The sequence below is a fragment of the Nostoc sp. PCC 7524 genome (genome assembly GCF_000316645.1).
Taxonomy (GTDB): Bacteria; Cyanobacteriota; Cyanobacteriia; order Cyanobacteriales; family Nostocaceae; genus Trichormus.
Genome location: NC_019684.1, coordinates 6,285,021 through 6,310,080, shown reverse-complemented (window position 1 = coordinate 6,310,080; position 25,060 = coordinate 6,285,021). Strand labels below are relative to the sequence as shown.

Genomic DNA, 25,060 nt, shown 5'->3' with positions numbered 1-25,060 from the left:
AATAAAGCATAAAAAAATCATAATAACATAAAAAAGGGGTGAAAATACTGATATGAGTTGCAAAACCCCCGAATTCGATTAGGGTGATATAAGCGAATAGCCGAATTTATTCGGTAATGTCAAACTGAAAGAAAGGCGAATAAGTTTCAATAGGGGGGAAAGCGATGGCTCCCAATCCAATGATCATGCAAGCGGTGGAGAAACTGGGCTACCGAGTCACTGTTGGTGATGTGGCAACTCAGGCTGGATTGAATATAGCTGAGGCTAACCAAAGCTTATTAGCTCTAGCCACCGATGCTGGTGGACATTTACAGGTGGCAGAAACGGGAGATGTGGTTTACCTGTTTCCCCGCAATTTTAGGGATATTTTACGTAATAAATACTTACAGTTGCAATTGCAAGAATGGTGGCAGAAGATATGGGGCGTTCTATTCTACCTGATTCGCGTTTCCTTTGGCATCTTGTTAATTGCTTCTATTATTCTGATTACTATTACGATCATTGTCATTATTACGGCGATGAATTCTAGTAGTGACAATGACGATCGCCGCAGTCATGGTAGTGGTGGTTGGGGCTTTATTTATTTTCCCGATTTATTTTGGTATTTCAACCCAAACTATCAAAATTACCCTCAACAACGGCGGCGCGGTAGACAAGAAGACAGCCAGATGAATTTCTTGGAGGCTGTATTTTCATTTTTGTTTGGTGATGGGAATCCTAACGCCAATTTAGAAGAACGTCGTTGGCAGGAAGTTGCTGCCGTAATTCGTGCTAACCGTGGTGCAGTAGTAGCTGAACAAATATCTCCTTATCTAGATGATATCGGTGCAGCATATCAACAAGAATACGAAGATTATATGCTGCCCGTACTCTTAAAATTTAATGGGCAACCAAAGGTTAGTCCTGAAGGACAAATTGTGTATTATTTCCCAGAGTTGCAGGTGAGAGCCAGCAGCAAACGTCATGAGTCAGTGCCAGTATATTTAGAAGAAGTACCTTGGCGTTTTAGTGCAGCTAGTTCTGGACAAATTATGCTGAGTGCTGGGTTAGGTGTAGCTAATCTTGTTGGTGCTTTGGTACTTGGTAGTTTATTAGCAGATGGTACAGTTGCGGCTGAATTAGGTGGATTAGTAGCTTTTGTCCAAGGCATTTATTGGTTGCTGTTGGCTTATGGTATGGGCTTTTTAGCTATACCTTTGGTGCGTTATTTTTGGATTCAATGGCGTAATAGTAAAATTTCTGCCCGTAACAGCGATCGCCTTTCTAGGGCAAGATTATTAGCAAGTCCCAATTCAGCGTTACAACAAAAAATTGATTACGCCCATCAGTTTGGTGCAGAAACAGTTATTAGTAATGAAGATTTGGTGTACACAACTGAAACTGACTTACTAGAACAGGAAGTTGAGCGTTCTGCACAAATTGATGCTGAATGGCAGAAGAGACTGGGGACTGGGGAGTAGAACCCTGGAAAAGTCCCTAACTGCCAGTCGCTAATTCCAGTAACCCAGCAGGTGGATTAATTTCAATGCGATGGGCTGGTAAATCTACTACAGGGACAATCTCTTTAACAAAGGGAATTAAAACTGTCTTTTGTTTTTGCTTACTAGCAGGCAATTCTGGTAACTTAACCTCTAATAAATCATGACCTGCGGCCATCACATCTACCACAGTACCCACCAGTTCACCCGATGTTTGCAGAAAAACTTCCAAACCTATTAAATCGATGACATGATATTCATCTTCACCTAATTGGGGGCGATCGCTGACTGGTACAAATAATCTACAGTCGCGTAATTCTTCGGCTTGGTTGCGATTATCTACACCAGCCAATGTAATCACATATAGGTTTTTGCCTTCTATGTAACGTCCTGTTAACAACTCAATCGGTTGCGGTTCCGTCTTTCCTGGATACAACAGCCAACGTTGTCCCGGTTCTTCAAAACGTTCGGGAAAGTCAGTGTTAGGGTAAACTCTTAACTCTCCAGACAAACCTTGTGGAGCCACGATTTTACCTATTTCAATCCAATCATCAAGGTTGGGGATTGGGGATTGGGGATTGGGGATTGGGGATTGGGGTTTTTTAGTTTTTGCCTTTCCCCTTGCTTTTCTACTCCCCTTACCTTCTTTTAATTCTTCGCTATTCATTGGTTATTACTGGGAATTGGGGACTGGGGATTGGGGATTAGAGCATTGGGTATGCCTCTTGTCTCTCTTGTCTCCCTTCCTCCCCTGATTTCTATTTTCTCAAGCACTCATCACTGCACTTTGATAAACTTGCTCTGCGGCTTTAGCTAAACGTTGCATTCCCAGAGTAATTTCCTCATTGCTACCTGTGAGGCTAATGCGTAAACATTGATGCTTGTGTTGCCATTCTTCTTTCAAACCTGGGAAGAATGTACTACCAGGAACTACAATTACACCGACTTTTTTCAGTTCTTGATAGAATTCCCAATCAGTGATGGGTAGATCCTTTAACCACAACCAAGCGAAGATAGCCCCTTCACCACGATGGAGGAACCAAGGTAAATCCTTGGGCATGGCAGCATTTAAGGTATCTTCTAAAACAGTAAACTTCTCCTGGTAAAAGGGACGAATCACGGTTTCGGCAATTTGTGCCAAACTACCAGAGTTGATAGCACGAGATGCGATCGCCTGTCCATAGCGTGAGGGATGAATGCACAAATTCGTCTGGAAACATTCTAAAACTTGTATCCATTGTTCATCCCCAATGGCAATACCGATGCGTTCTCCTGGTAGCCCAGCTTTGGATAAGCTCATGCAGTGGATGATGTTATTGCCAAATACTGGCTGCATATCTGTGAAGTTTAACGCCGGGAATGGAGGAGCATAAGCGGAATCAATTAACACTGGTACATCGTAGCTAGCAGCCAAGGCAGCAATTTTCTTCACTTCATCTTCAGTCATGACGTTGCCTGTTGGGTTGCAGGGACGGGAGAAGATAATGCAGCCTGTGTTGTCTGTGACTGATAGTTGGCTAAAATCGGGGCGATATTTGAATTTATGGTTGGATGCGTCAATATCTAAAGTTGGCTTGTAAGCCAGTAAAGCCTCTGGAAACAAGCACACACCCCCATAGCCTGTATAATCGGGACTCAGGGGCAATACTATTTGCTTGAGTTCCCCATTGCTGGTATACCCACCGAAAGCATTGGCAGCATAGAAGTAAAGACTTTGACTACCAGGGGTGATTAAGATATTGCGCTCAGTTAAGTTTAAACCGTAGCGTTGATTAAAATCCTTAGCGATCGCCTCAATTAAAGGTGCATAACCCTGACTAGAACCATAACGGCAAACTACCTCTCCATACTCTGAACTAGCTAAAAGTTCTGCCGTATAATCCCGCCATAACTGCTCTACCTCCGGTAAAATCAACGGGTTGCCCGCACTTAGATTAATTAATTCCTGCCCCGCACTGGCTTTTAACGTTTCGATAATGTCCTTCATAATCGCTCGTACACCAGTTAGGTTGGACATTTGAGCGCCAATTTTAGTTAGGGCAGGGTTCATAAGCTTTACAAAAGTGTAGATAACTGAGGGGTTGACAAAAATATAGGTTCAGGCTGCGGAGAAGTATCATGTTCCTAGTCTGCCGCCTGTAACTAATGTACCAATCTCTCAAAAAAATGCAATTTCATTGTTAATTGGCGCACAGCCTATTTAATGTATTGGCAACCACCCTACGATATAAAATCATTACAAACCGTAAGTCATTTACCCTAACTTACTTACCTCTGTTTTTGAATTTTGACTTTTGAATTGTTCAAGGAGGGCTAACTCGTGGAAGTTAAAGCAGCAGTAGCTTACAGTGCGGGTAAGCCATTAACGATTGAAACTGTTCAACTTGAGGGGCCAAAAACTGGAGAAGTTTTAGTAGAAATCAAAGCTAGTGGGGTTTGTCATACTGATGCCTTTACCCTTTCTGGTGCTGATCCTGAAGGTTTATTTCCAGCCATTTTAGGACATGAAGGCGCGGGTGTGGTGGTAGAGGTGGGTGCTGGTGTCACTAGCGTCAAGCCAGGGGATCATGTAATACCCCTGTACACTCCCGAATGTCGGCAATGTGCATATTGTTTGAGTTTCAAAACTAATCTTTGCCAAGCTATTCGCGCTACTCAAGGACGTGGTGTGATGCCCGATGGCACTAGCCGTTTTACTATCGACGGGCAGATGATTCATCACTATATGGGTACATCGACTTTTTCTAATTACACAGTGCTACCAGAAATTGCTGTGGCGAAAATTCGAGAAGATGCCCCCTTTGATAAAGTTTGTTACATCGGTTGTGGCGTAACCACAGGTGTTGGTGCAGTTATTAATACAGCCAAGGTAGAACCAGGAGCGAATGTAGTAGTTTTCGGACTGGGGGGTATTGGCTTAAATGTCATTCAAGGGGCGCGGATGGTAGGGGCTAATATGATTGTCGGGGTGGATATTAACCCTAGCAAGCGAGCATTAGCGGAAAAATTTGGGATGACACACTTTGTTAACCCCCAGGAAGTAGAGGGTGATTTAGTTGCTTACTTGGTTGATTTAACTAAAGGTGGTGCTGATTACAGTTTTGAATGTATTGGCAACGTCAAAGTTATGCGTCAAGCATTAGAATGCTGTCACAAAGGTTGGGGTGTAAGTGTAGTTATTGGTGTTGCTGGTGCAGGTGAGGAAATTAGCACTCGTCCCTTTCAGCTGGTAACTGGGCGTGTATGGAAAGGTTCAGCATTTGGTGGTGCGAGAGGGCGGACAGATGTCCCGAAAATTGTTGATTGGTATATGGATGGAAAAATCAATATTGATGATTTAATTACTCACGTTATGCCCATTGAAAAGATTAATGATGCTTTAGATTTAATGCACAGAGGCGAATCAATTCGCAGTGTGGTGACGTTTTAGATGGATTTGTAGTAAGCACTTTAGTGTTTTTAAATAAGAACTAAAGCCCTTACTACAAACAAATTATTGATCAGATTTCTGCTCAACTTCACGCATTACCCGCTTCACAGCATCCGGCCATTCAACGTGTTGTTTACCTTCTTTTGCGGCTTTTTCTTTTGTTTGTTCAGCTTCTTTTTTTTCTTGATCACTCAATCTTTCCCAAACTTCTTTTGGCAAATAACGTTTAGTTACTTCACCATCACGGGCGCGTGTTTCTCCTTCTTCGGTTTGCCAATCTTGTTCAGACCATTTCTCTAAAGATTTAGCTGCTTCATCTTTTTGGGATTGTTTATAGCCACCACCTTGTTTTTCATATTCCCTGACTAACATTTGGCTTTTACGCGCAGACCATTGACCAGGTTTACCACCTTTATCTGATTCTTTTATTTCTTCTTTAATTTCTTCGCGTAATTCTGGGTCAGTGTATTTTTCTTCCGCTTTTTTCTTGGACATCTTCTTGTTTTACTCTATACTTTGTAGGCGTTGGGCAATTAACCAACACTTTTTTCAAGGTAGAGGCTTTGATTAAGACTTCCGTCTGTCAATTGGCAGAATTAGTATTAGCAATGCAAGCAAGGTCTTCTTTTTAAATAGTTCAGGTTTAGGGGTTATCTATATAAGTAATGTCGCTGATGCTTCTGCCTTTTCTCCTATATTTAATTCTTCTAACCCTATTAACTCTATTAAAAGTTATAGGTGACTATACTTTTAAATAGCGATGCCTGCGGCAGGCGTAGCCATCGCTGTAGTTGCGTCAGTCCTGAATATAATGATTTATGGCTAACATCAAACTTATCTCGGAATATAAAAGCTTTGAGGGCAAACTCGGCTTTTATGCTCATGCTTCTTCTAGTTGTAACGGTGAAATGCGCTTCGCGGTTTATCAACCACCACAAGCAGCCGAGAAACCTGTACCAGTCCTTTATTTTCTCTCTGGGTTGACTTGTACGGAAGAGAATTTTATGGTTAAAGCTGGGGCGCAACGTTATGCTGCTGAGTATGGATTGATGTTAGTTGCACCAGATACTAGCCCCCGTAATACAGATATTCCCGGTGAGGATGATGACTGGGACTTTGGTACAGGTGCGGGTTTTTATGTTGATGCTACTGAAACACCTTGGCATCAGCACTATCAAATGTATAGTTATGTAGTGCAAGAATTACCTGCTGTAATTGCGGTAAATTTTCATGTACAAACCGATAATCAAGGGATTTTTGGTCATTCGATGGGTGGACATGGTGCATTAGTTTGTGCGATGCGAAATCCCAAGTCATATAAATCAGTTTCAGCTTTTGCCCCGATTGTTGCACCTATGTGTTGTCCTTGGGGACAAAAAGCTTTCAGTCGTTATCTGGGTAGCAATCAAGAAAGTTGGCGTGGTTATGATGCTAGCGAATTAGTTCAAAAGTTGGGTTATCACAGTTCTATTTTGATTGATCAAGGTACGGCTGATCAATTTTTGGCTGGACAATTGTTAACAGAAGTATTTGAGCAGGCTTGTAAGTTGGTTAACCAGCCTTTAAACTTGCGTTATCAAGTAGGATATGACCACAGTTATTATTTTATTGCCAGTTTTATAGAAGACCACATCCGCCATCATGCGATCGCTTTCGGGTTAACTTAAAGTTAAGGTTTATTTTTGACCTGAAAAATTGGCCATAACAAGTTTTCAGATGATGAAACAAATATTATTTATTCAGTAGATACATGAAAGTATGGTCAGATTTTTTGTAAAAATATCTTTTCATATATATTTCAAAAATTACTACCCATTTGGCACCAATTATGGTTAAAGTTCTGCTGTAGAGTAGTTTAAATTTTCTGGTTGGATAAAGGGGTAGATTATCTGCCCCTTTTTTTGTGATGATAGTTATCAACTACTCATGAATGAGCCTTTGATCCTAAATCCCCTTTGTGAAGGGAGACTTTGATCTAATTTTCCCCGGTTGAAGGGGAGTTGGTGGAGATCAATAAGAGCCTAAAATCACAGCCAACTACTTTTTCCAAATCAACTCTAACAGCACTTACACTGCTTCTGTATTCTTTTCCCCTGTGCGAATCCGCACTACTTGCTCTACAGGTGAGATAAAAATCTTACCATCTCCGATTTCCCCGGTACGGGCAGCCGAGATGATTTTGTCAACCACCATATCAACTTGGTTATCCTCAACCACAATTTCCACCTTGAGTTTTTGTAGAAACTCAACAGTGTACTCAGAACCGCGATAGCGTTCTGTTTGTCCTTTCTGCCGTCCAAATCCCCGAACTTCAGAAACCGTCATACCCACAATACCAGCATTGACTAAAGCGATTTTCACTTCGTCTAGCTTAAATGGACGGATAATTGCTTCTACTTTTTTCATGTCATCGACTCCTAATTTTTAGTAGGTTCGTTTTATATATCTAACCAGATCAAATGTCTGACACTGTCACCATTCGCCTGATTTTCAAGAAAGTCCCAATGAAACGAGTTTCACCAGAGAGTTTAGGGACTAGAGGCTAGAGACTAGAATTTCTTCCTCAGCACTTATCACTCAGCACTCAGCACTTTCAAGACAGATGTGGGAATTGCAAATTTTTTTAACTGCATCTGACCCACATAAGCATTTATCAGATTAGCAGTAGAACCTATAGATTAATTGGTTAATTTGAGAAATTTTGATATTAAACTGCTGTCATCAGATTTGCTTTTTTCATGTAGCTTTGATAACTCAAAACTAATAAATGCCAAGTTTGATTAGATATGCTCAGAAAATTAGCAACTAGCTTTAAAGAATTAACACCAGTGCAAAAATTCCAGCATTAGTTATGGTGCCAAAGACTACGACATGGCAGAAATAAATATAACATTAGTGAGCAGCAAAAAGTTTAAAGTTTATGTCTAATATCTTTTTCTTGATTAGCGGCTTTGATGTGCAAATAGGGGACGCACAATTAAATACCCAGCCCCAAAAGCTGTTAACATAATTAACAAAATGCCAAGTGCCAACCACCAACCATTAAGTTCTTTTGCTTGTGACTTAGCAGTTGGATAGTAACCTACTTCTTGTTCTTCAACTAATACTGTTTCTGGCATGGGAGAACTGATTTCAACTAAAGGGACAGAGAAATCAGGATGACGGCTTTTGCTGTTTGGTGGTTCAGGGACAACAGGCTGTCGGGAACGATGAGCCTGTGGACGTGGTTGTGTTTGAGTAGATTGATAGTTTTTGGGAACGTTGACTTCAGGGTGGGAAGTGGGAGATGAATAAGAACTTGGTGTAGTTTGGTAATCCACCAATTTTTGCAAGTGTAAAAAAGACTGAACAACTTGAGTAATTTCATGGCGCAGTCGTTGGTTTTCTTGCGCTAGTTGTCGATTTTTTGCATTCAGCGCATCTAATTGTGCCTGTGTTGCTTTTAATTCTGTTGCTAATTCCCGATATACGTATAATGGTACAGAAGTTGGAAGGGTTGAAGATGGTGGTTTTGATGGATTGCCGTGAACAGAACCTGTGGTTGTTCGCATCGGTTAGTTGGTATCAAAATAAATTAATTAGAGTATCAGAAATGTTATCAAAAGATATTCAGCACTGAAACTAGCCCAAGAATAATAGAAAAATGCTCGGAGTGCAAAGATATTGAAAATTACATTCTTAAGCAATAGGTATTGAGCATTGGGCAGTAGCCAAAAATTCTCCCCCATCTCCCCCATCTCTACTACTCCCTATTCTCCACTCACCACTCCCTCACTTTGCAGTAATGGGAAAAAATGACCTACAGGGCCTTGTCCTTTGCCGATATCTAATGTGTAAGTGAGTGCAGTAGTAACATATTTCTTAGCTTGCTGTACAGATTGCCATAAATCTTCACTTTTAGCTAGATTGGCAGCGATCGCAGCTGATAAAGTACAACCAGTACCGTGAGTATTCTTAGTGTCTACTTGCTGTGTAGTTAATGTTTCTAGCTTTTGTCCATCAAACCAAATATCAACACCACGGGCATTTCCTACCATTCCTCCACCCTTCACTAAAACCACCTTCGCTTTGAAATTGCGGTGAATTACTTGCGCGGCTGCCCTCATATCATCCAGAGAGTTTACTGGTAAACCACTTAAAATCTGAGCTTCGTAGCGATTTGGTGTAATAATAGCTGCCTTGGGTATCAGTTGCTCACGGAGTGTCTTGACGGCATCATCATCAATTAATTGCGCCCCTGTACGTGATACCATCACCGGGTCAACAACTAAGTTATGTATTTGTAAAGCCTCTACCTGCTGGGCAACAGCCGCAATAATTTCCTGATTGAGTAACATACCAGTTTTCGTCGCCTGTAACCCAATATCCTCAACTACGGTTTGTATTTGGGCTACAACAGCTTCTGACGACATAGCATCCACTCGCGCCACCCCTAGAGTATTTTGTGCAGTGACACAGGTGATAGCACTAGCACCGTGGACACAGTGAAAAGCAAATGTGCGTAAATCAGCTTGAATTCCTGCACCACCACCACTATCGGAACCTGCAATTGTTAATGCAACCGGAACCCTAAATATTGTTTCAGTATTCATTTTGAAAATAGGTTACTGGGGACTGGGGACTGGAGACACTTTAACCCTTCAACCCTTCGACAAGCTCAGGGCATCACTGAGGATTGGGGATTAGGAGCTAGGGAAAGTATGCTTTTCAATGACCAATTCCTAATGACCATTGACTAATAATTTTTGCAGAAATTTACCCCACTCTGCTGCTAAAGGGATTTCTGTAAATGGGATTTTGACTGTATTAGCAGTTTCACGAAATATAAATTCTAGCTCTATAGAACGACCCTTATTAGGTAAAAAGTTAATGTCAACTGCTTTTCCATCTACCAAAAGCTGGATTTCTTGAATATCAATCAAAGAAAAAGTTTGTAATTGAATTAGCCCTTTAGCTGTGGGTTTACCCCAGGTAATATCGTTGTTTTTTTGACCTAAAACCGCGTAAATATCGTATTTAGCCCGATCAAATTGCTCTGCCCAAGTACGATAAGCTTCAACTTTTTGATACTCCTTTGAGCCTTGCCAAGCCAACCAAAAAAATATGATTAACAAAGGCAACCAGAAAAGACCACGTTCCATTGTTTAAACAGTCCTCAGTCAAAGATTTAACTAAAAAGGTTTAACTAAATTGCAAAGTCCACCAATTAGGGACACAGATAAGTTATCGTAGTGAACAAACTGGCAAAAAGCGGTGATGAGTTGGTATGAGAAAACTTATAATATTGTGCTTGTTTGTCATCGGGTTAGTATCGGCTGTATTTGGGTTCCTGAATTTTCAGGGACTAGCAGCTAAGGGCGAATTCGAGACAATTTTGTTAGATTTCCGCGAAGATATTCCAGCAGAGGTAATCAAACAAGATTTACAAGCGATCGCACAAAAATACAACGTTACTCCTCAATTAGATAATAAATTCTCAGCACAAGACAATGTTTATATTATCAAAGGCGATCGCGATCGCCTCAAAGAATTAAAGAAATCTCCCTTTGCTAAAGCTACAGAAATTATCGAGCCGAATTATATCTACAAACTAATTGAGCCGGCAGCTAAACCCACTTGGCTAGGCGAACTCTTAAGACCCCAAGATAGCGAAGAGGTACAACCCTCATTAACTGCACCCAACGACGAATATTACAGCAAACAGTGGAATCTCCACAAAATTGGCGTTGAAAGTGCATGGAGTCAAACTAAAGGTAGTGGTGTCACAGTCGCAGTCATTGACACAGGTGTTACCAAAGTCCGGGACTTATACGAAACAAAATTCGTCAAAGGCTACGATTTCGTCAACGACAAAGAAGAAGCCAGCGATGACAACGGACACGGTACTCATGTCGCCGGTACTATCGCCCAAGCCACCAATAATAAATATGGTGTAGCAGGCATTGCCTACGAAGCCAAACTCATGCCTTTGAAAGTGCTGAGTGCCTACGGTGGTGGAACCGTTGCTGATATTGCCGAAGCCATTAAATTTGCGGCTGACAAAGGCGCAGATGTAATTAATATGAGCTTAGGGGGTGGCGGTGAAAGTCAACTTCTCAAACAAGCAATTGACTATGCCCACAGCAAAGGTGTAGTCATCATTGCCGCAGCCGGTAACGAAAACGAAAACTCCGCCGCCTATCCCGCCCGTTACCCTTACGTTATTGGGGTTTCTGCCTTTGGCCCCGACGGAGAAAAAGCCCCCTATTCTAACTTTGGTGCTGGCGTTGATATTTCCGCCCCTGGTGGCACTGATGCTGGGGCGATTCTACAAGAAACCATCAACGAAGAAGGGGAAAGTGTATTTCTGGGACTCCAAGGGACAAGCATGGCTTCTCCTCACGTTGCCGGTGTAGCCGCTTTAGTTAAAGCTAAAGGCATCCAAGAACCAGAGGAAATTTTAAAAGTTCTCAAGCAGTCAGCCAGAGTCATTAAAGATGACAGCTTGAACTACTACGGTGCGGGACAACTCAACGCCGAAGCAGCCGTGAAACTCGCCACCGACGGACAAATCAGTTTCCAAGATTTCTTCCGGTGGTTACGCGATAACGGTTATCTCAACCCTGGTTTTTGGATAGATGGCGGTGCAGTGGCACTGTTACCAAAGATATTGATGGTAGTTGGTTCCTATCTGCTAGCGTGGTTTTTGCGGGTTTACTTCCCCTTCGCTTGGAGTTGGTCATTATCTAGCGGCTTAATTTTTGGCAGTTCCGGGTTATTCTTCCTCCAAGGCATCTATATATTTGACTTACCCCAATGGCCGTTCCGCGTTTTAGGTAGTTCCATTCCCGAATTAGGCAACACCATTCAAGGAACTGGTGCTTTAAATCCCATATTTGCTAGTGTATTAATTCCAATTGTGTTGATGGCATTATTACTAGGTCATCCCAACTGGAAATGGTTCGCCATTGGTTCTACCCTAGGTGTAGCCGCTTGCTTAACAGTCAGTGCAGTTTTAGACCCAGCAGTTTGGGGTTTAGGTAGTGAGAACTTAGCCAGGATATTCCTCATAGCCAACGCCTTACTCTGTTATGGACTAGCTCGTTTAGCATTGAAAAACGAAGGACAAACAGCATAAAGGGGACTGGGGACTGGGGATTGGGGATTAGGTATTAAAAATAAATGATATAGGACTCGTATTTGATTTTTCTTGGCGTAGCCTGCGCTGGCGCATAAAAATTCAGTACGACTGATAATCTTTTTTCCCTGCCACCTATCACCTACCTATCGCGCTTGCGCTGCGCGAAGCGCACCACGCAAGTAAATTGGCTACGCCTCTTGTGAAGGATACAGAAATCAAACCGGATTACTATATCTTGTCTACCTTTCTTCTTCCCCATCTCCCCTATCCTCCTCATCTCCTCCTACTCAGCACTCAGCACTAAAAATTATGAGCATCACACTTACAGGTACAATTGAACGCCGTCAAGTTGGCATGGGCGCATGGGCATTAGTCACCGATGACGGCACAACCTACGAAATCCTCAAGGGTGCAGACAAAGAATTACTCAAAGCTGGACAAAAAGCCCAAGTTACAGGACAGGTGCGCGAAGATGTCATGACTATTGCCATGATTGGCCCTGTCCTAGAAGTAAAATCCTTTGAAGTAATTAGTTCTGACTAGGAGAGTATTGCGGAGGCAGTGCGTTGAGCGAGTTTCCCGACTTGTAGCAACTGCCGTCATTGGGCATTTGGATAAAAGCAACTGGAGCAGGGGGCAGAGTGCCAGGGTGAAAAATTTCCCCTTTTCTCCCTGCTCCCCAGTCCCCAGTCCCCAGTCCCCAGTCCCCAGTCCCCAGTCCCCAGTCCCCAGTCCCCAAACCCCAGTCCCCAAACCTCAAGCACTAGCTACAGAATCAAGAACTTGCTGTAGACGAGTTCTAAATTCTCCTTTGGGATGTCCTCCTTTGACTTCGCCGATGATTTCAAATTCATCTTCAGGAGACTCACAAATGATATAGGTAGGCCATCCCATCTGAGATTTATCAGGGTACTGGGTGAGTAGAATCTTGCGATACTTGCGATAAGTTGCCGTATCCTGCATTTTTACGTCAATAAATTGCAAACCCAGTTCCTCAGCCACCTTTTGGTCATAAAAAGACATTTTGTGGCAGATGCCGCACTCTTCGGAAGAAAATTTAATAACAGCTAAACTCATGTAGCTCTATGTATATTTGTAATGTAGCCGATATACTTCAGCATAGCTGTTAAGCTAGGGGTATTAATCCATCAGGGGTATAAAAGTAAAGATTCTAGAAAAAAATTAAAACTTTGAGAAAATCAACATTAACACATAAACACTCAGATATGCTCTCTCTGCACAAAAATGGCAATAAGCAGCAAACTAATATATAGTCATCGCCTAGAATCATGGTATGCTGGAGCGGCAAATAATTCACCACATCAGATTTTTTGCTGTATGACTAGGCGATCGCACAAACAATAAGTAATCAGAATAGCTCCTTGGGAACCTTTTATTGATTACTGATTCAAAATATATGTAATGACTCTGCGATAAATTTACACTTGCAAAGTGAAAAAATAGGTTATAATTCCTGAGACTCAAGAAAATCTAGTCAAAAAGCTGTGACATTCACGGCAATAACAAAACATTTAGGCTAGAATATAACTCCAATCTTGAGCTAGAATGTAGCCCTAAGCAACTACCAATTACCAGGGCAGAGAAACTAAAGATTTATCCCCAAATACTCCAATGAGTATGAACTAAAAGTGGGAGTTAGTTATCACGGTGCATTTACCAATTAATTGTTCCACTGCAAATTACAGTCTTCCGGATAAATTGATGGTAAGGTTATCTGTAATTTATGTTCAAAAACAGCCCCTAGTGGTGGCAGCCAACCAGGGGAGGCAATTATTTAGGGTGCATCTACCAATTAACTTTTCCAAGATTCAATAGTATGTTCCGGAGGAAATTGTCACAAATGGATTTGCTTTTTTGTCTACGAAAAAAAAGCTCCTATCCGTGGCAGCCAATTAGGGGAGTTATTGATTAGGGTTCATTCATCAAAATAATTAGTTTTGTTCCAAGACAATCAGTACATTCCATATATATGGAGTTACTGGTTGTCAAACATAAAAAAAAGCCCCTAGTCAGGTGTTAGCCAACCAGGGGAGTTATTTATCAGGGTGCATCTACCAATTCATTGTTCCTACTATCAGTGGCATCTTCCGGATAATTTCGCAGATTGATTATTGCCGTCGAATGCACATAAAAAAAGCCCCTAGTCAGGTGTTAGCCAACCAGGGGAGTTAGTTATCAGGGTGCATCTACCAATTCATTGTTCCTACTATCAGTGGCATCTTCCGGATAATTTCGCAGATTGATTATTGCCGTCGAATGCACATAAAAAAGCCCCTAGTCAGGTGTTAGCCAACCAGGGGAGTTAGTTATCAGGGTGCATCTACCAATTCATTGTTCCTACTATCAGTGGCATCTTCCGGATAATTTCGCAGATTGATTATTATCGTCGAATGCACATAAAAAAAGCCCCTAGTCAGGTGTTAGCCAACCAGGGGAGTTAGTTATCAGGGTGCATCTACCAATTCATTGTTCCTACTGTCAGTGGCATCTTCCGGATAATTTCGCAGATTGATTATTATCGTCGAATGCACATAAAAAAAGCCCCTAGTCAGGTGTTAGCCAACCAGGGGAGTTAGTTATCAGGGTGCATCTACCAATTCATTGTTCCTACTGTCAGTGGCATCTTCCGGATAATTTCGCAGATTGATTATTATCGTCGAATGCACATAAAAAAAGCCCCTAGTCAGGTGTTAGCCAACCAGGGGAGTTAGTTATCAGGGTGCATCTACCAATTCATTGTTCCTACTGTCAGTGGCATCTTCCGGATAATTTCGCAGATTGATCATTGCTGTTAACTGCACATAAAAAACCCCCGGTGGTGGCAGCCAGCCAGGGGAGTTAGTTATCAGGGTGCATCTACCAATTCATTGTTCCTAATCTCCGCCCCATCTTCCGGATAAATTTTGCAGAATAGAAAAAAAAGCCCCTAGTCAGGTTTTAGCCAACTAGGGAAGTTATTTATCAGGGTGTATTCACTAAAAATAACATATGTGGCAGTATTATAGTATACAGCTAGCTTGACGCTTATTGCTGACTGTAGCTTTCCCGGTACTAGATGGATATATCTATGATAGAAAAAACCCCAGGTAGGTGTTAGCCAACCAGGGGAGTTGAAGATCAAGGTGCATCTACCAATAAACTATTCTGGGCGGATGCTAACTAATCCGGATAAAGTTGTAAATAGTAGAGGAAGCAAAATCACTCAATTTAAAGAAACATTCAGTGGTCGAATCCATCTACAGTATCAGAAGAGGCGAAAAATCGAATTGAAACTTTCGCGTTTCAAATTAGATTCAGGAGGCGAACAGGAGAAGTTGTGACCCAGGAATTTCACATTTCCGTGACTCCAGTAGGGCAGAATGACTACTTGGTGCGGACGGAACAAGTCGCGCCTGGGGTGCCATTGGCGGAGGAACTGGTGACTTGGCCTGTGGCTGATTGGTTAGCAGCTGCTGGGCATCTGATGAACGATCCATTAAAGGCAGTGTTACAGGGAGATGCGTTCGCCTCTAGTACCATCGCCAAAAACTCTGTTAGTTTGGTAACATTGGGTCAGCAACTTTATCTTGCACTGTTTCAAGGCACTCTTAGAGATAGTTGGATTACGGCTCAAGGCATTGCCCAGAATCATCAGCAGGTACTGCGTTTACGTTTGGGTCTTAAGGATAATAGGTTAGCACGTTTACCTTGGGAAGTGATGCACGCAGGCGATCGCCCCCTAGCAACAGGCCCCTATATTGCCCTGTCTCGTTATCAAAGCGGTATTTCTCCAACTTCTCGCTTAACCTCAAGCAATAGAGTGAAAATTGCGGAAGATGGTAGAATTAAAGTCTTAATGGTACTAGCATCCCCCTCAGATCAAGCTAGTTTAGATTTACTCAAACAAGAATCTATCAAACTACAAGCTGAACTACACCGTCAGCTACCAAGATCCTCAGATGGTATTCATTATCTGCCAGAAATTGAACTCACCTTGTTAGACCAGCCAGGTAGAGAAGAATTAACTCAAACTTTAGAACAAGGAAGATATGACGTTCTACATTACTCTGGCCACAGTGATTTGGGACCAAATGGGGGTGAAATCTATTTAGTTAGTAGCAGAACTGGTTTAACAGAAACCCTCAGTGGTGATGATTTAGCAGGTTTGCTAGTCAATAACAATATCCAAATGGCGGTATTTAACTCCTGTTGGGGAACGTACACCGCCACCAGTGAAAATAATGCCAAAGACTCCTGGGAACGGAACCTAACAGAAAGCCTTGTCAAACGCGGGATTCAAAGTGTTTTGGCAATGTCAGAACGGATTCCTGATGAAGTAGCCCTAACACTCACACAATTGTTTTACCGTAACCTCAGTCAAGGATATCCCGTTGATTTATGCGTGAGTCGGGTACGTCAAGGATTAATTTCTGCCTATGGTTCGCACCAATTATATTGGGCGTTACCAATTTTGTATCTCCAGCCAGAATTTGACGGTTTTCTGTACCCAAAAACTGCTATTACTGCAAGTGTCGATGCACCAGAGGAGTATAGTCTCCCTCTGACGGGAACCTCCAATACTACAGCGACTTACTCTCATGTGATTGATGATCCCGAAATATCTTTACCCATTGAGGGGATGATTCCCTCTGGTTTAGCCCATGATAGTTCCGGATTAGATTGGTTAGGGGAAGATACCTGGGGCGATTTAGTTGATGAAATTGAGTACGATGATCCTACCTATGCAGAAGATTATGCTTTTGTTTCAGACATATTTCGTCAATTAGATCAACAAACTACTGAGGATGAAGAACTATTACTACCAGAAGAAGTTAGACAACAACAGCAAGATGATAGTCTTTTAGACAGACCGCTAGCTCCTACATCAAGAGAAACAGACCTACCAAGGGTAGTTGCGGCACAGACAGAGGAAACTCCCCAAAACTTGCCAGAACCTTGGCAAAATTTGCGTGTCTTATCCTCAAGAGCGCGGCTGCGTCGTCAACAATGGTCGATTTTAGGTATGATTGGGGCTAGTGCGATCGCTATGGTGATAGCTTTTACTTGGTGGTCGCAAAGTCGTCAGATACCAAGATTACCAGATATTCCACCCCTCCCAAGCCAACAGTTACCTCAGTCTAACCCAGTTCCTACGGATATCCGACAAATGACTACAGCAATGGTTACAACCATTGCCACAGACAAGTTAAATCAAGGTGATTTAGAAGGGGGGTTAGAAGCTGTAGAAGAATTACTGAATCGTAATGTGTTAACTGCTGCTCAAACAGCCCTGAATGTGATTCCGCCAGAGCAAGCGCAGACAGCATCTGTCAACTTTCTCAAAGGGCGATTAGTTTGGCAGTCGATCCAAACGGGAGATCTAAAATATAGTATTGATGATGCTCGCCGTTACTGGGAAAATGCTGTCAAAGCTAACCCAGACTCAATTTTATATAATAATGCTTTAGGATTTGCCAACTATGCTGAAGGTAATTTAAATCGAGCTAATGACTCTTGGTTTAGGGCGTTAGATTTAGCACTCCAAAGGCAAAATAAAACTGCTACCACAGCAATATCTGTCAATGCAGAAGTACCTCCTGAAGCGTTAACGCCCTATGCGGGTTTGGCTCTCGGACTATATAAATCTGCACAGGGTTTGACTGGCAATAAACAAACTGAATATATTAATACAGCCGTCAAGTTAAGACAAACAGTTCTTAACTCTGATCCTATCAATTTCCAAGTGAATAAATTAAGCAATAATTGGCTGTGGACAGAAGAAATTTTAGCAGATTGGCGATCGCTCCTTCAGGAAAACAGCACCAGACAGTCAGGCAGATAGCATGACAATAAAGTCCAGATTGAAAATATTACCCAGTATGAAGTTTGAGTGAAGACTGGTTATAGTTAAGTTTTGTAAAAACATTTTGGGAATACTAACTATAGCAATACTGCTAGTTTTAGTAATTTGGCTGGAAATTAAAGCGGTATTTTGTCACAGAGAAATTAATAGCCATAACATCTAGAGGGCAAAAAATTGTCATGATGCTCGCTACCCGTAGCATGACTAATGCTGATGATTTCAGCTTGCAATTAGATTCGACCTTGCAAGAATTACCAGTATGGGAAGCTCAAATTGAGCAATATCTTCCAGGCAATAAACTGATGAGTTTATTTGAGCAAGAGCCTTTATTACCTGGGATTATCTTGACTAAAAATCAGCAATTTGTGGGAATGGTTTCACGGCGGAGATTTTTTGAGCATATGAGCCGCCCCTACAGTCTTGGGTTGTTTTCAATGCGTCCAATTGAAAGTCTCTATAACTTTTTGGAGACAGAAATGTGCATACTTTCTGGAGATATGCTGATTGTAGAAGCAAATCAGTTAGCATTAGGGCGATCACCCGAACTCGTTTATGAGCCTATTCTGGTCAAATCTCAATCTGGTAAGTATGGAATACTTGATTGCCAGCAATTACTTTTAGCTAATGCTCAGATTCATGCTCTCACCTTGGCTCAATTACAGCGCGTAGAGGAACAATCCCAATTAGCTAAAGCTGGTTTTCGGGACTTAAAGAAGAACTATAGCCGACTATTACAAAATGAGAAAATGGCGGCGTTAGGTCAGTTGGTAGCGGGTATTGCCCATGAAGTTAACAACCCCATCAACTTTATTGCGGGGAATCTTGTTCATGCTACTAGCTATATTCATGATTTACTCGCTTTGATTAGTTTGTATCGCCAGCACTATCCCCAACCTGTAGCAGAGATTAAAAATGCGATCGCTCAAAGTGAACTAGAATTTATCACAGACGATCTACCTGAGCTTTTAACTTCTATGCGAACTGGTTGCGGGCGCATTGAGCAGATTGTTCGCTCCTTGAGAAATTTTTCTCGCCTAGATGAATCTGACAAAAAAACAGTTGATATTCATGAAGGTATTGACAGTGCCTTGCTCATATTACAAAGCAGGCTTAAAAATCACAAAAATCGTCAAAATATTAGCATTCTTAAAGAATACGGCGAACTTCCCCCTGTAGATTGTTACCCTGGCTTGCTCAATCAAGTATTTATGAATCTGTTGGCAAATGCAATTGATGCGTTAGAGGAGGGAATGGGGAACACTCCCCAAATTCGGATTCGGACTGCAATTACTAATAATCAACAAATTATCATTCGCATCGCTGATAATGGCCCTGGTATGCCAGAAACTGTTAAACAGCGATTATTTGACCCATTTTTTACTACTAAACCTGTAGGTAAAGGTACGGGATTGGGGCTGTCTATCTGTCATCAAATTATTGTAGAAAAACACGGTGGACAGTTGTCTTGTTTATCGAGTCTAGGACAAGGGGCTGAATTTATCATGCAAATTCCTATCAGACCATTTACTTCTAATTAATACCATCAGCTTGCGTGTATCGACTGAATCGTGTCAGGATAAGTCTACACGCTCAAAAAATATTTGTTTTATTCAGAAATCTTATGATTAAACAAGTCACAGTTAGCATGATGTTGCTGGCAACCGTAGGAAATTTGGCATGGTCGTCAAGTGCTAAGGCTAATTTTCAAGGTAAGCTGACTGTCAACATTGATGGTTTAAACAACCAAAAGGGGCAAGTCTGCATCAATTTATTTGCTAGCAGTCAAGGATTTCCTAGCGATCGCCAGCGTGTATTCAAGCAGCAATGTACTAAAATTAGTGAAATTCCTCTGCAAGTTAGCTTTGAAAATCTGCCAGCAGGTAGTTACGCTGTGGCTGTGATTCATGACGAAAATAGCGATCGCACTTTGAATCGTAATTCTCTCAGTATGCCCACAGAAGGCTTTGGTTTTTCCAGAAATCCAGAAGTTCGCACGAAAGCACCTAAATTTAGTGAAACAGCTTTTTTGGTAGCTGGCCCCAACACCAACATCCAAATTCAAATGACATATTTATAGAGTAGTCAGCATTCAGCAATTTATTCTGCTGTGTCGTCTGGAGTATCTTCTAGTAAAGTTTGTGCAGTTGATACACCCCGCATTCTATTCATCTGAGTCAAAGCATATTTGGCTGTAGCTTGGACTTCAGTATCAGGATCTTCTAGAGCATGGGCTAACATTTGGCTCATTTGCGCCATCATGTCATAAACACGAGTCAAATCACGGATAGCATTTTGCCTGACTTTGGGACTATCGTCCTGCATAGAAATAGCTAAGGCGCGATTGATGGGTTTAAGGGTGCGGATATTAATTTCTGACAAAGCAGCCAAAATTAAACTACGTTGTTGAGAATCCGCATCAATCAACAGGTTCACCAGTGGCTGAATAGCCCGTGAATCACCCTGTTGACCTAAATCCCAAATCGCTTTGTGTCGTTTGGCAGGCTCGTTACTACGTAATTCCTTAATCAATTCATCAACAATGCTCAGTTTCGTCAAACGAGAAGTCGGTTCTACAGGCAACATGGATGTTGCTGTTATTTGTGAATTTGTGACTTGAGTAGTATTTTCCTCATAAGTAGCTGTATGTTCTAACTCTTGTTCTTGTATGGATGGTTCCAGTGTAACAGCGTCTTGTTTTGCTGGACTCAAGGCTTTGAATTCTGCGTTTTGAGGATATTTTTGTGGTTTATTTTGCTCAAACCATCTCAACAAAAATAGAATAGCTCCAATACTACCTAAAGTCCCCAGACCCAATATTGACCACCACAGGAAATCTGTTTGGTTTGACGGGGTTTGGTTAGAGGGTTGACTGTTCGAGTCTGAAGCTTGACTGATATTGGAGACAGCCAGTTGATTTGTTTTACTTGCCAAAGCTGCTTGCAGGTTGCGCTGAGTTGCTCGGTCGGCAATTCCATCTATCCTTTTTAAACCCCTGGCTTTCTGGAATTCAGTGACAGCAATTTTTGTACTTTGACCGTATTTGCCATCTATAACATCATTGTAGTGTCCTAATGCTTGCAATTGTGTTTGGAGCTTCTGCACTTCTGACCCTTGACTACCGAGTTGGAGAACAACTTCCTTAGCCAGTAAATTAGAATTAACTTGTGTTAGTTGTATAACTTTGGGAGCTAAGTTAGGTGCAGCTGCGCTAGCGCAACTTGAGTAAAAACCCAGCCCAGACAAACAGGTAATTATGAAAATTGAGGAGCGATGTAGCCTCATATTAAGTTAAGATTTGCAGCCTAAACGTGCTAGGAAAGTGACAGTAATGTTAACAATCTCAATCTGTCTAAATATTAACTTCTATCTTGACCAAGAAATTATGATTTTTGTGAGGGGATAGTATATTATCCTACCGTGGGTCACAATTTTCAATTCCCACGCAACAGGTAACACCAATGATTAAGACAGAGTTTCGGACTCAGATTTTCTCATTGTTACAGTTACAGTATTGAGCTTATTGGTAGATGCTCCAGCAACTTGCGGCTGCTGTGTATTAGCAGGTTCTCCCACAGCTAGCTTTTGATTTTTCCCTGCTAATTGATCACGCTGATTGATGAGGTAGATGCTGATTAAAGTGAGAAAAACTCCCATCCATTGCAATGTACTCAAGACTTCTGAGAGCAATAGATGACCAAAAATTAAAGCAAACACTGGCGTGAGAAAAGTTAGGGAGCTAAGACTGGTGAGATTACCACTAGAGGCAAAGTAGAAAAATAAAGCGTAGGCGATCGCACTACCAAACACCGTAGCATAACCTAGTGCCAGCCACTCAGAAGTGACAAGATTCTCCCACTGCTGGGATTCCAGCACTGATGAGATTCCCCATAATGGCAATCCACCTAAAATCATATGCCATCCTGTGGCTGTCACCGGATCAGTATACCGAGTCACATACCGAATTAACACTGTCCCCACAGCCATAGACAAAGCTGCCAACAGCATTAACCACTCACCACTGGCAAACAGATTTTGCCAGTTACCAATTGTTACCTCTGTACCTGTACCTAGTAAACCGAAAATCCACTCATCTGGTAAGCCAATTAAACTAATACCTGTGACTCCCAAGCCTAACCCTAGCCATCCCCAAACACCAATCTGTTCTTGAAATAGCCACAAAGACAGCAAGGCGACAGCCAGAGGTTGAGAGTCAATCATCACTGAACCTAAACCGGCACTGGTTCTCACTAATCCTTCAGCTAAAAAGCCTTGAAATAATGTGCCATCGACTAAGGCAAATAAACCAATCCATAGCCATGCTTGCCAACCTGTAGGCTGGGGTCTACCCATGAGGGCAGCGACAATCAAAATTAACACACCAGCTGGTAGCAAACGTACTCCCGCCATAAACAGTGGTGTTGTATGGGGGATAACTCCTTTCATGGCCACCATTGCCGTTCCCCATAGGAAAAAGGGGGCGATGAGTAGGAGAGGAGCGAAGGGTAGTTTAGATGCACTGAGTTTCAGTTGCATGAGTTTGCTGATACCTTTGGTTTACAGGTGCAGAGATTGCTTTAACCAATTCTACCCAATTGTGACTTTTTATGAAGGAAAAAATACTTAGGGAATTGGGAATTGGGTAAAAGTTTTCTCCCCTGCACCCCTGCTTCTTGCTATTTAATGACTTACAGGACTTACGCAGGTGTCACACTCAAACTATCTTGTAGGGTGCGTCAGATTTTGACGCACCCTACGAATATGCCAGTTGTGTAAGTCTTAACTCACATGAATTTGGTGCGATCAGCTACGCTGGGCGGTTACGCCATCGCATTTATGATATGGAGGGAATTTTTGCTAAACCGTAAGATGAGCAAAATAAAGGTGATTGTAAGACTACTTTTGCCTATTAAATAATAAAGTAAGTCATATTATGAACATTTTGACTTTTGCTTCTACCCTGCGAGTTCCGCTTGCAGTATGCGTGAAACCATAAAATATTCATGTGTCAGGGTTTCTCGTAGAGTATGCTAATGCCAATATGGGCGCAAACAACCCAGTAAGCCCAATTTGGGTACCTGCCTACACGACTGGCACCCCAAGGCTGCACTAGCTCACTATTGACGCACTCCCCCCCCATGAATGAGCTATCCATTATAAACATCTTTCTTAACATTTCGAGAGTATGAACTCACGTCTCTAGAACCCTGATTCGTTCGTTTTTCATTCTCAATAAAAACACTGTTTTAGCGAGAAGAATAAATGATGATTTGTCAAGTATGCTTAAAGTTTCAGTCCTTAAGATGCTTATAGAGCAAGGGTTTTAAGATTGTAAAGAAAGATGTGGGTAACGCATAGCATGAATGAGGGGGAATTCTGGTTTCAAGCAGCAAGTGCAAGTACACTTGTCTGATATTGCCTCACCCAATGGACAACGCCCTACCCAGAATATATTTATTACCATTCAAGGCTATTCTCAATTCAGCCATCCGCTTATATCCCCTACATAAATGACGGGGATTGACGCATCAAGACTTATAACTAAAAACCAGGCAATTCTAATCCACTGGTTAGTTCTTCCATACGTTCCCGCATGGTTGCTGTAGACTTTTCATAGGCATTTTTCATGGCTACTGTTACCAAGTCCGAAAGCATATCTGCACCTTGTGCTAGTGCATCCGGGGAAATTTCCACACGTTTTGGTTCTTGGTTGCCACTCACAATTACCTTCACCAGTCCACCACCAGACTCTCCTTGAATTTCCATTTGCTCCAATTCTTCTTGGAGTCGCTTTGCACCTTCTTGAACTTGTTGTGCTTTCTTAAAAGCTTCAGCTAGTTCTTTCATTTTTCCTAAGCCAAAGCCAAACCCTTGTCCTTTTCCTGTCATAACTAATTTTCCGCGTATGCTTTGAATAACAAATCAAATTCAATTATAGAGGCGGTCGGTAATTTGCCTCTTTTTTTACTAATAATTCATACATAGGGATTGAGCATTGGGTATTGGGCATAGGATTTTTCTCCCCCTACCTCCCCTGCTCCCCTGCTCTCCCCAGTCCATCATCAAGCCGCTTGGAACTCTCCAATCATTTTGACTTCTGGTTCTAAGCAGATTGACCAGCGTTCCTGTACCTCATACTGGATATGGCGAATGAGATGAAAAATATCGCTAGCTTTTGCGCCTCCACGATTCACAATAAAATTTGCATGAAGATGGGCTACTTGTGCGCCGCCAATTTGATAGCCTTTTAAACCAGCTTGTTCTATTAACCAACCAGCTGCGTAGGGGTTGGGATTGCGAAACACACTACCACAACTGGGGAAGTTGTAGGGTTGGGTACTGAGACGATGCTGTTTGTGTTGCTTAGTGTTGGCTAAAACTTGGGCGGGATCGGCTCCTGGTTGGAGTTGGAAGGTGGCTTGGGTAACGATGCGATCGCTACCTTGCAATAATGATGTCCGGTAAGCATAACCCAACTCGGACGGAGTCAGTGTCTCTAATGTCCCATCTGGTGATAATACCTCAGCACTGACTAATATCTGTGCCATACAGCTATTGTGTGCGCCGGCATTCATCACCACCGCACCACCCACGGTTCCAGGGATACCCACAGCCCACTCTAAGCCCTGCCATCCTAGTTGGGCAGCTGCCCATGCCAAACTGGGTATTGATTCTCCAGCTGCAACAGTTAACAAACCCGTATGGGGATCAAAGTGACTGTAACGCAGATGTCGAGTACCAATCACTAAACCTGGAAGACCGCGATCGCTCACTAACAAGTTAGAGCCTGCACCTAGGGTAGTAATTCTTAGGTTATGTTCTTTGGCATACTTGAGACTGGCTTGCAATGCCTCTAGGTTGCGTGGCGCAACATACCATTCAGCTGCTCCCCCAACCCGATAAGAAGTATACGCAGATAACAAAACATGAGATTTAATCTCACAATTTGTACCCGGCAAGTAAATAATTTTACTTTCAACTAAATTATTTTTTTCCTGTTTTTCTACTGTCGTAGCAGGGGCTGTGCAGGTGTTGCCATCTGCCTGGGAAATTTTCATCTTGACATCAATTAATTAGTTGTGAAATTGTTACATTTAATTGCTGTAGAAATACAGCAACTGAGATCATGGGTCAAACTCTGGTGCCAGAGACAATCTAGTCTGATCCAAACC

The 25,060-nt window shown here is 42.1% G+C and carries 20 protein-coding genes; 8 read left to right on the top strand and 12 right to left on the bottom strand.

Going from position 1 to position 25,060, the window contains the following annotated elements:
• Positions 1–164 precede the first annotated feature (164 nt).
• Positions 165–1,460 carry a hypothetical protein gene (locus tag NOS7524_RS25840; RefSeq protein ID WP_015141432.1) on the top strand — a complete coding sequence of 432 codons (1,296 nt, stop codon included), beginning with the start codon at positions 165–167 and terminating at the stop codon, positions 1,458–1,460.
• Positions 1,461–1,476: 16 nt separating this feature from the next.
• On the opposite strand, the gene rimM is transcribed toward NOS7524_RS25840, so the two are convergent.
• Positions 1,477–2,145 carry a ribosome maturation factor RimM gene (rimM, locus tag NOS7524_RS25835; protein ID WP_015141431.1) on the bottom strand — a complete coding sequence of 223 codons (669 nt, stop codon included), beginning with the start codon at positions 2,143–2,145 and terminating at the stop codon, positions 1,477–1,479.
• A 99-nt stretch (positions 2,146–2,244) separates the two neighbouring features.
• On the bottom strand, positions 2,245–3,528 hold the full coding sequence (locus NOS7524_RS25830; protein WP_015141430.1) for a valine--pyruvate transaminase: 1,284 nt from the start codon (positions 3,526–3,528) through the stop codon (positions 2,245–2,247).
• A 270-nt stretch (positions 3,529–3,798) separates the two neighbouring features.
• On the opposite strand from NOS7524_RS25830, the gene NOS7524_RS25825 reads away from it, so the two are divergent.
• On the top strand, positions 3,799–4,908 hold the full coding sequence (locus NOS7524_RS25825; protein WP_015141429.1) for an S-(hydroxymethyl)glutathione dehydrogenase/class III alcohol dehydrogenase: 1,110 nt from the start codon (positions 3,799–3,801) through the stop codon (positions 4,906–4,908).
• 63 nt (positions 4,909–4,971) lie between these two features.
• Here NOS7524_RS25825 and NOS7524_RS25820 read toward each other — a convergent pair whose 3' ends face one another.
• Positions 4,972–5,403 carry a hypothetical protein gene (locus NOS7524_RS25820; RefSeq protein WP_015141428.1) on the bottom strand — a complete coding sequence of 144 codons (432 nt, stop codon included), beginning with the start codon at positions 5,401–5,403 and terminating at the stop codon, positions 4,972–4,974.
• 323 nt (positions 5,404–5,726) lie between these two features.
• Between NOS7524_RS25820 and fghA the strand changes: the two genes are divergently transcribed.
• Positions 5,727–6,575: an S-formylglutathione hydrolase gene (fghA, locus tag NOS7524_RS25815; RefSeq protein ID WP_015141427.1), complete on the top strand. Its 849-nt coding sequence runs from the start codon at positions 5,727–5,729 to the stop codon at positions 6,573–6,575.
• A 400-nt stretch (positions 6,576–6,975) separates the two neighbouring features.
• On the opposite strand, the gene NOS7524_RS25810 is transcribed toward fghA, so the two are convergent.
• The 4 genes from NOS7524_RS25810 to NOS7524_RS25795 all read right to left on the bottom strand — a co-directional run bounded on the left by NOS7524_RS25810 (position 6,976) and on the right by NOS7524_RS25795 (position 10,049).
• Complete coding sequence (locus tag NOS7524_RS25810; RefSeq protein WP_015111218.1) at positions 6,976–7,314, bottom strand: P-II family nitrogen regulator; 339 nt, start codon at positions 7,312–7,314, stop codon at positions 6,976–6,978.
• A gap of 536 nt (positions 7,315–7,850) precedes the next feature.
• On the bottom strand, positions 7,851–8,459 hold the full coding sequence (locus NOS7524_RS25805; RefSeq protein WP_015141426.1) for a hypothetical protein: 609 nt from the start codon (positions 8,457–8,459) through the stop codon (positions 7,851–7,853).
• 198 nt (positions 8,460–8,657) lie between these two features.
• Positions 8,658–9,500, bottom strand: a complete 843-nt coding sequence (thiD, locus tag NOS7524_RS25800) for a bifunctional hydroxymethylpyrimidine kinase/phosphomethylpyrimidine kinase (RefSeq protein WP_015141425.1) — start codon at positions 9,498–9,500, stop codon at positions 8,658–8,660.
• A 129-nt stretch (positions 9,501–9,629) separates the two neighbouring features.
• A complete protein-coding gene (locus tag NOS7524_RS25795; protein WP_015141424.1) occupies positions 9,630–10,049 on the bottom strand; it encodes a hypothetical protein in 420 nt (139 codons plus the stop codon).
• Positions 10,050–10,174: 125 nt separating this feature from the next.
• Here NOS7524_RS25795 and NOS7524_RS25790 point away from each other — a divergent pair, with 125 nt between their 5' ends.
• Together NOS7524_RS25790 and NOS7524_RS25785 are read left to right on the top strand one after the other, a co-directional pair.
• Entirely contained in the window at positions 10,175–12,025 is a 1,851-nt protein-coding gene (locus tag NOS7524_RS25790) for a S8 family peptidase (protein ID WP_015141423.1), read from the top strand.
• 312 nt (positions 12,026–12,337) lie between these two features.
• Complete coding sequence (locus NOS7524_RS25785; protein ID WP_015141422.1) at positions 12,338–12,571, top strand: hypothetical protein; 234 nt, start codon at positions 12,338–12,340, stop codon at positions 12,569–12,571.
• 213 nt (positions 12,572–12,784) lie between these two features.
• Here the strand turns inward: NOS7524_RS25785 and NOS7524_RS25775 are convergent, their stop codons facing one another.
• Entirely contained in the window at positions 12,785–13,105 is a 321-nt protein-coding gene (locus NOS7524_RS25775) for a hypothetical protein (protein WP_015141421.1), read from the bottom strand.
• Between the two features lie 2,260 nt (positions 13,106–15,365).
• Here NOS7524_RS25775 and hetF point away from each other — a divergent pair.
• The 3 genes from hetF (at position 15,366) to NOS7524_RS25760 (ending at position 19,968) form a co-directional block, all read left to right on the top strand.
• Entirely contained in the window at positions 15,366–17,870 is a 2,505-nt protein-coding gene (gene hetF / locus NOS7524_RS25770) for a cell division protein HetF (protein ID WP_015141420.1), read from the top strand.
• Positions 17,871–18,073: 203 nt separating this feature from the next.
• The gene (locus tag NOS7524_RS25765) at positions 18,074–19,429 is read left to right on the top strand and encodes an ATP-binding protein (protein WP_041555966.1); all 1,356 of its coding nucleotides are present in this window, start codon (positions 18,074–18,076) and stop codon (positions 19,427–19,429) included.
• An 83-nt stretch (positions 19,430–19,512) separates the two neighbouring features.
• On the top strand, positions 19,513–19,968 hold the full coding sequence (locus NOS7524_RS25760) for a DUF2141 domain-containing protein (RefSeq protein WP_015141418.1): 456 nt from the start codon (positions 19,513–19,515) through the stop codon (positions 19,966–19,968).
• 20 nt (positions 19,969–19,988) lie between these two features.
• Here the strand turns inward: NOS7524_RS25760 and NOS7524_RS25755 are convergent, their stop codons facing one another.
• The 4 genes from NOS7524_RS25755 to murB form a co-directional block, all read right to left on the bottom strand.
• Positions 19,989–21,173, bottom strand: a complete 1,185-nt coding sequence (locus NOS7524_RS25755) for a peptidoglycan-binding protein (RefSeq protein ID WP_015141417.1) — start codon at positions 21,171–21,173, stop codon at positions 19,989–19,991.
• 180 nt (positions 21,174–21,353) lie between these two features.
• A complete protein-coding gene (locus tag NOS7524_RS25750) occupies positions 21,354–22,424 on the bottom strand; it encodes a DMT family transporter (protein WP_015141416.1) in 1,071 nt (356 codons plus the stop codon).
• A 1,005-nt stretch (positions 22,425–23,429) separates the two neighbouring features.
• Complete coding sequence (locus NOS7524_RS25745) at positions 23,430–23,777, bottom strand: YbaB/EbfC family nucleoid-associated protein (RefSeq protein ID WP_015141415.1); 348 nt, start codon at positions 23,775–23,777, stop codon at positions 23,430–23,432.
• Positions 23,778–23,950: 173 nt separating this feature from the next.
• Complete coding sequence (gene murB, locus NOS7524_RS25740; protein ID WP_015141414.1) at positions 23,951–24,946, bottom strand: UDP-N-acetylmuramate dehydrogenase; 996 nt, start codon at positions 24,944–24,946, stop codon at positions 23,951–23,953.
• Positions 24,947–25,060 lie beyond the last annotated feature (114 nt).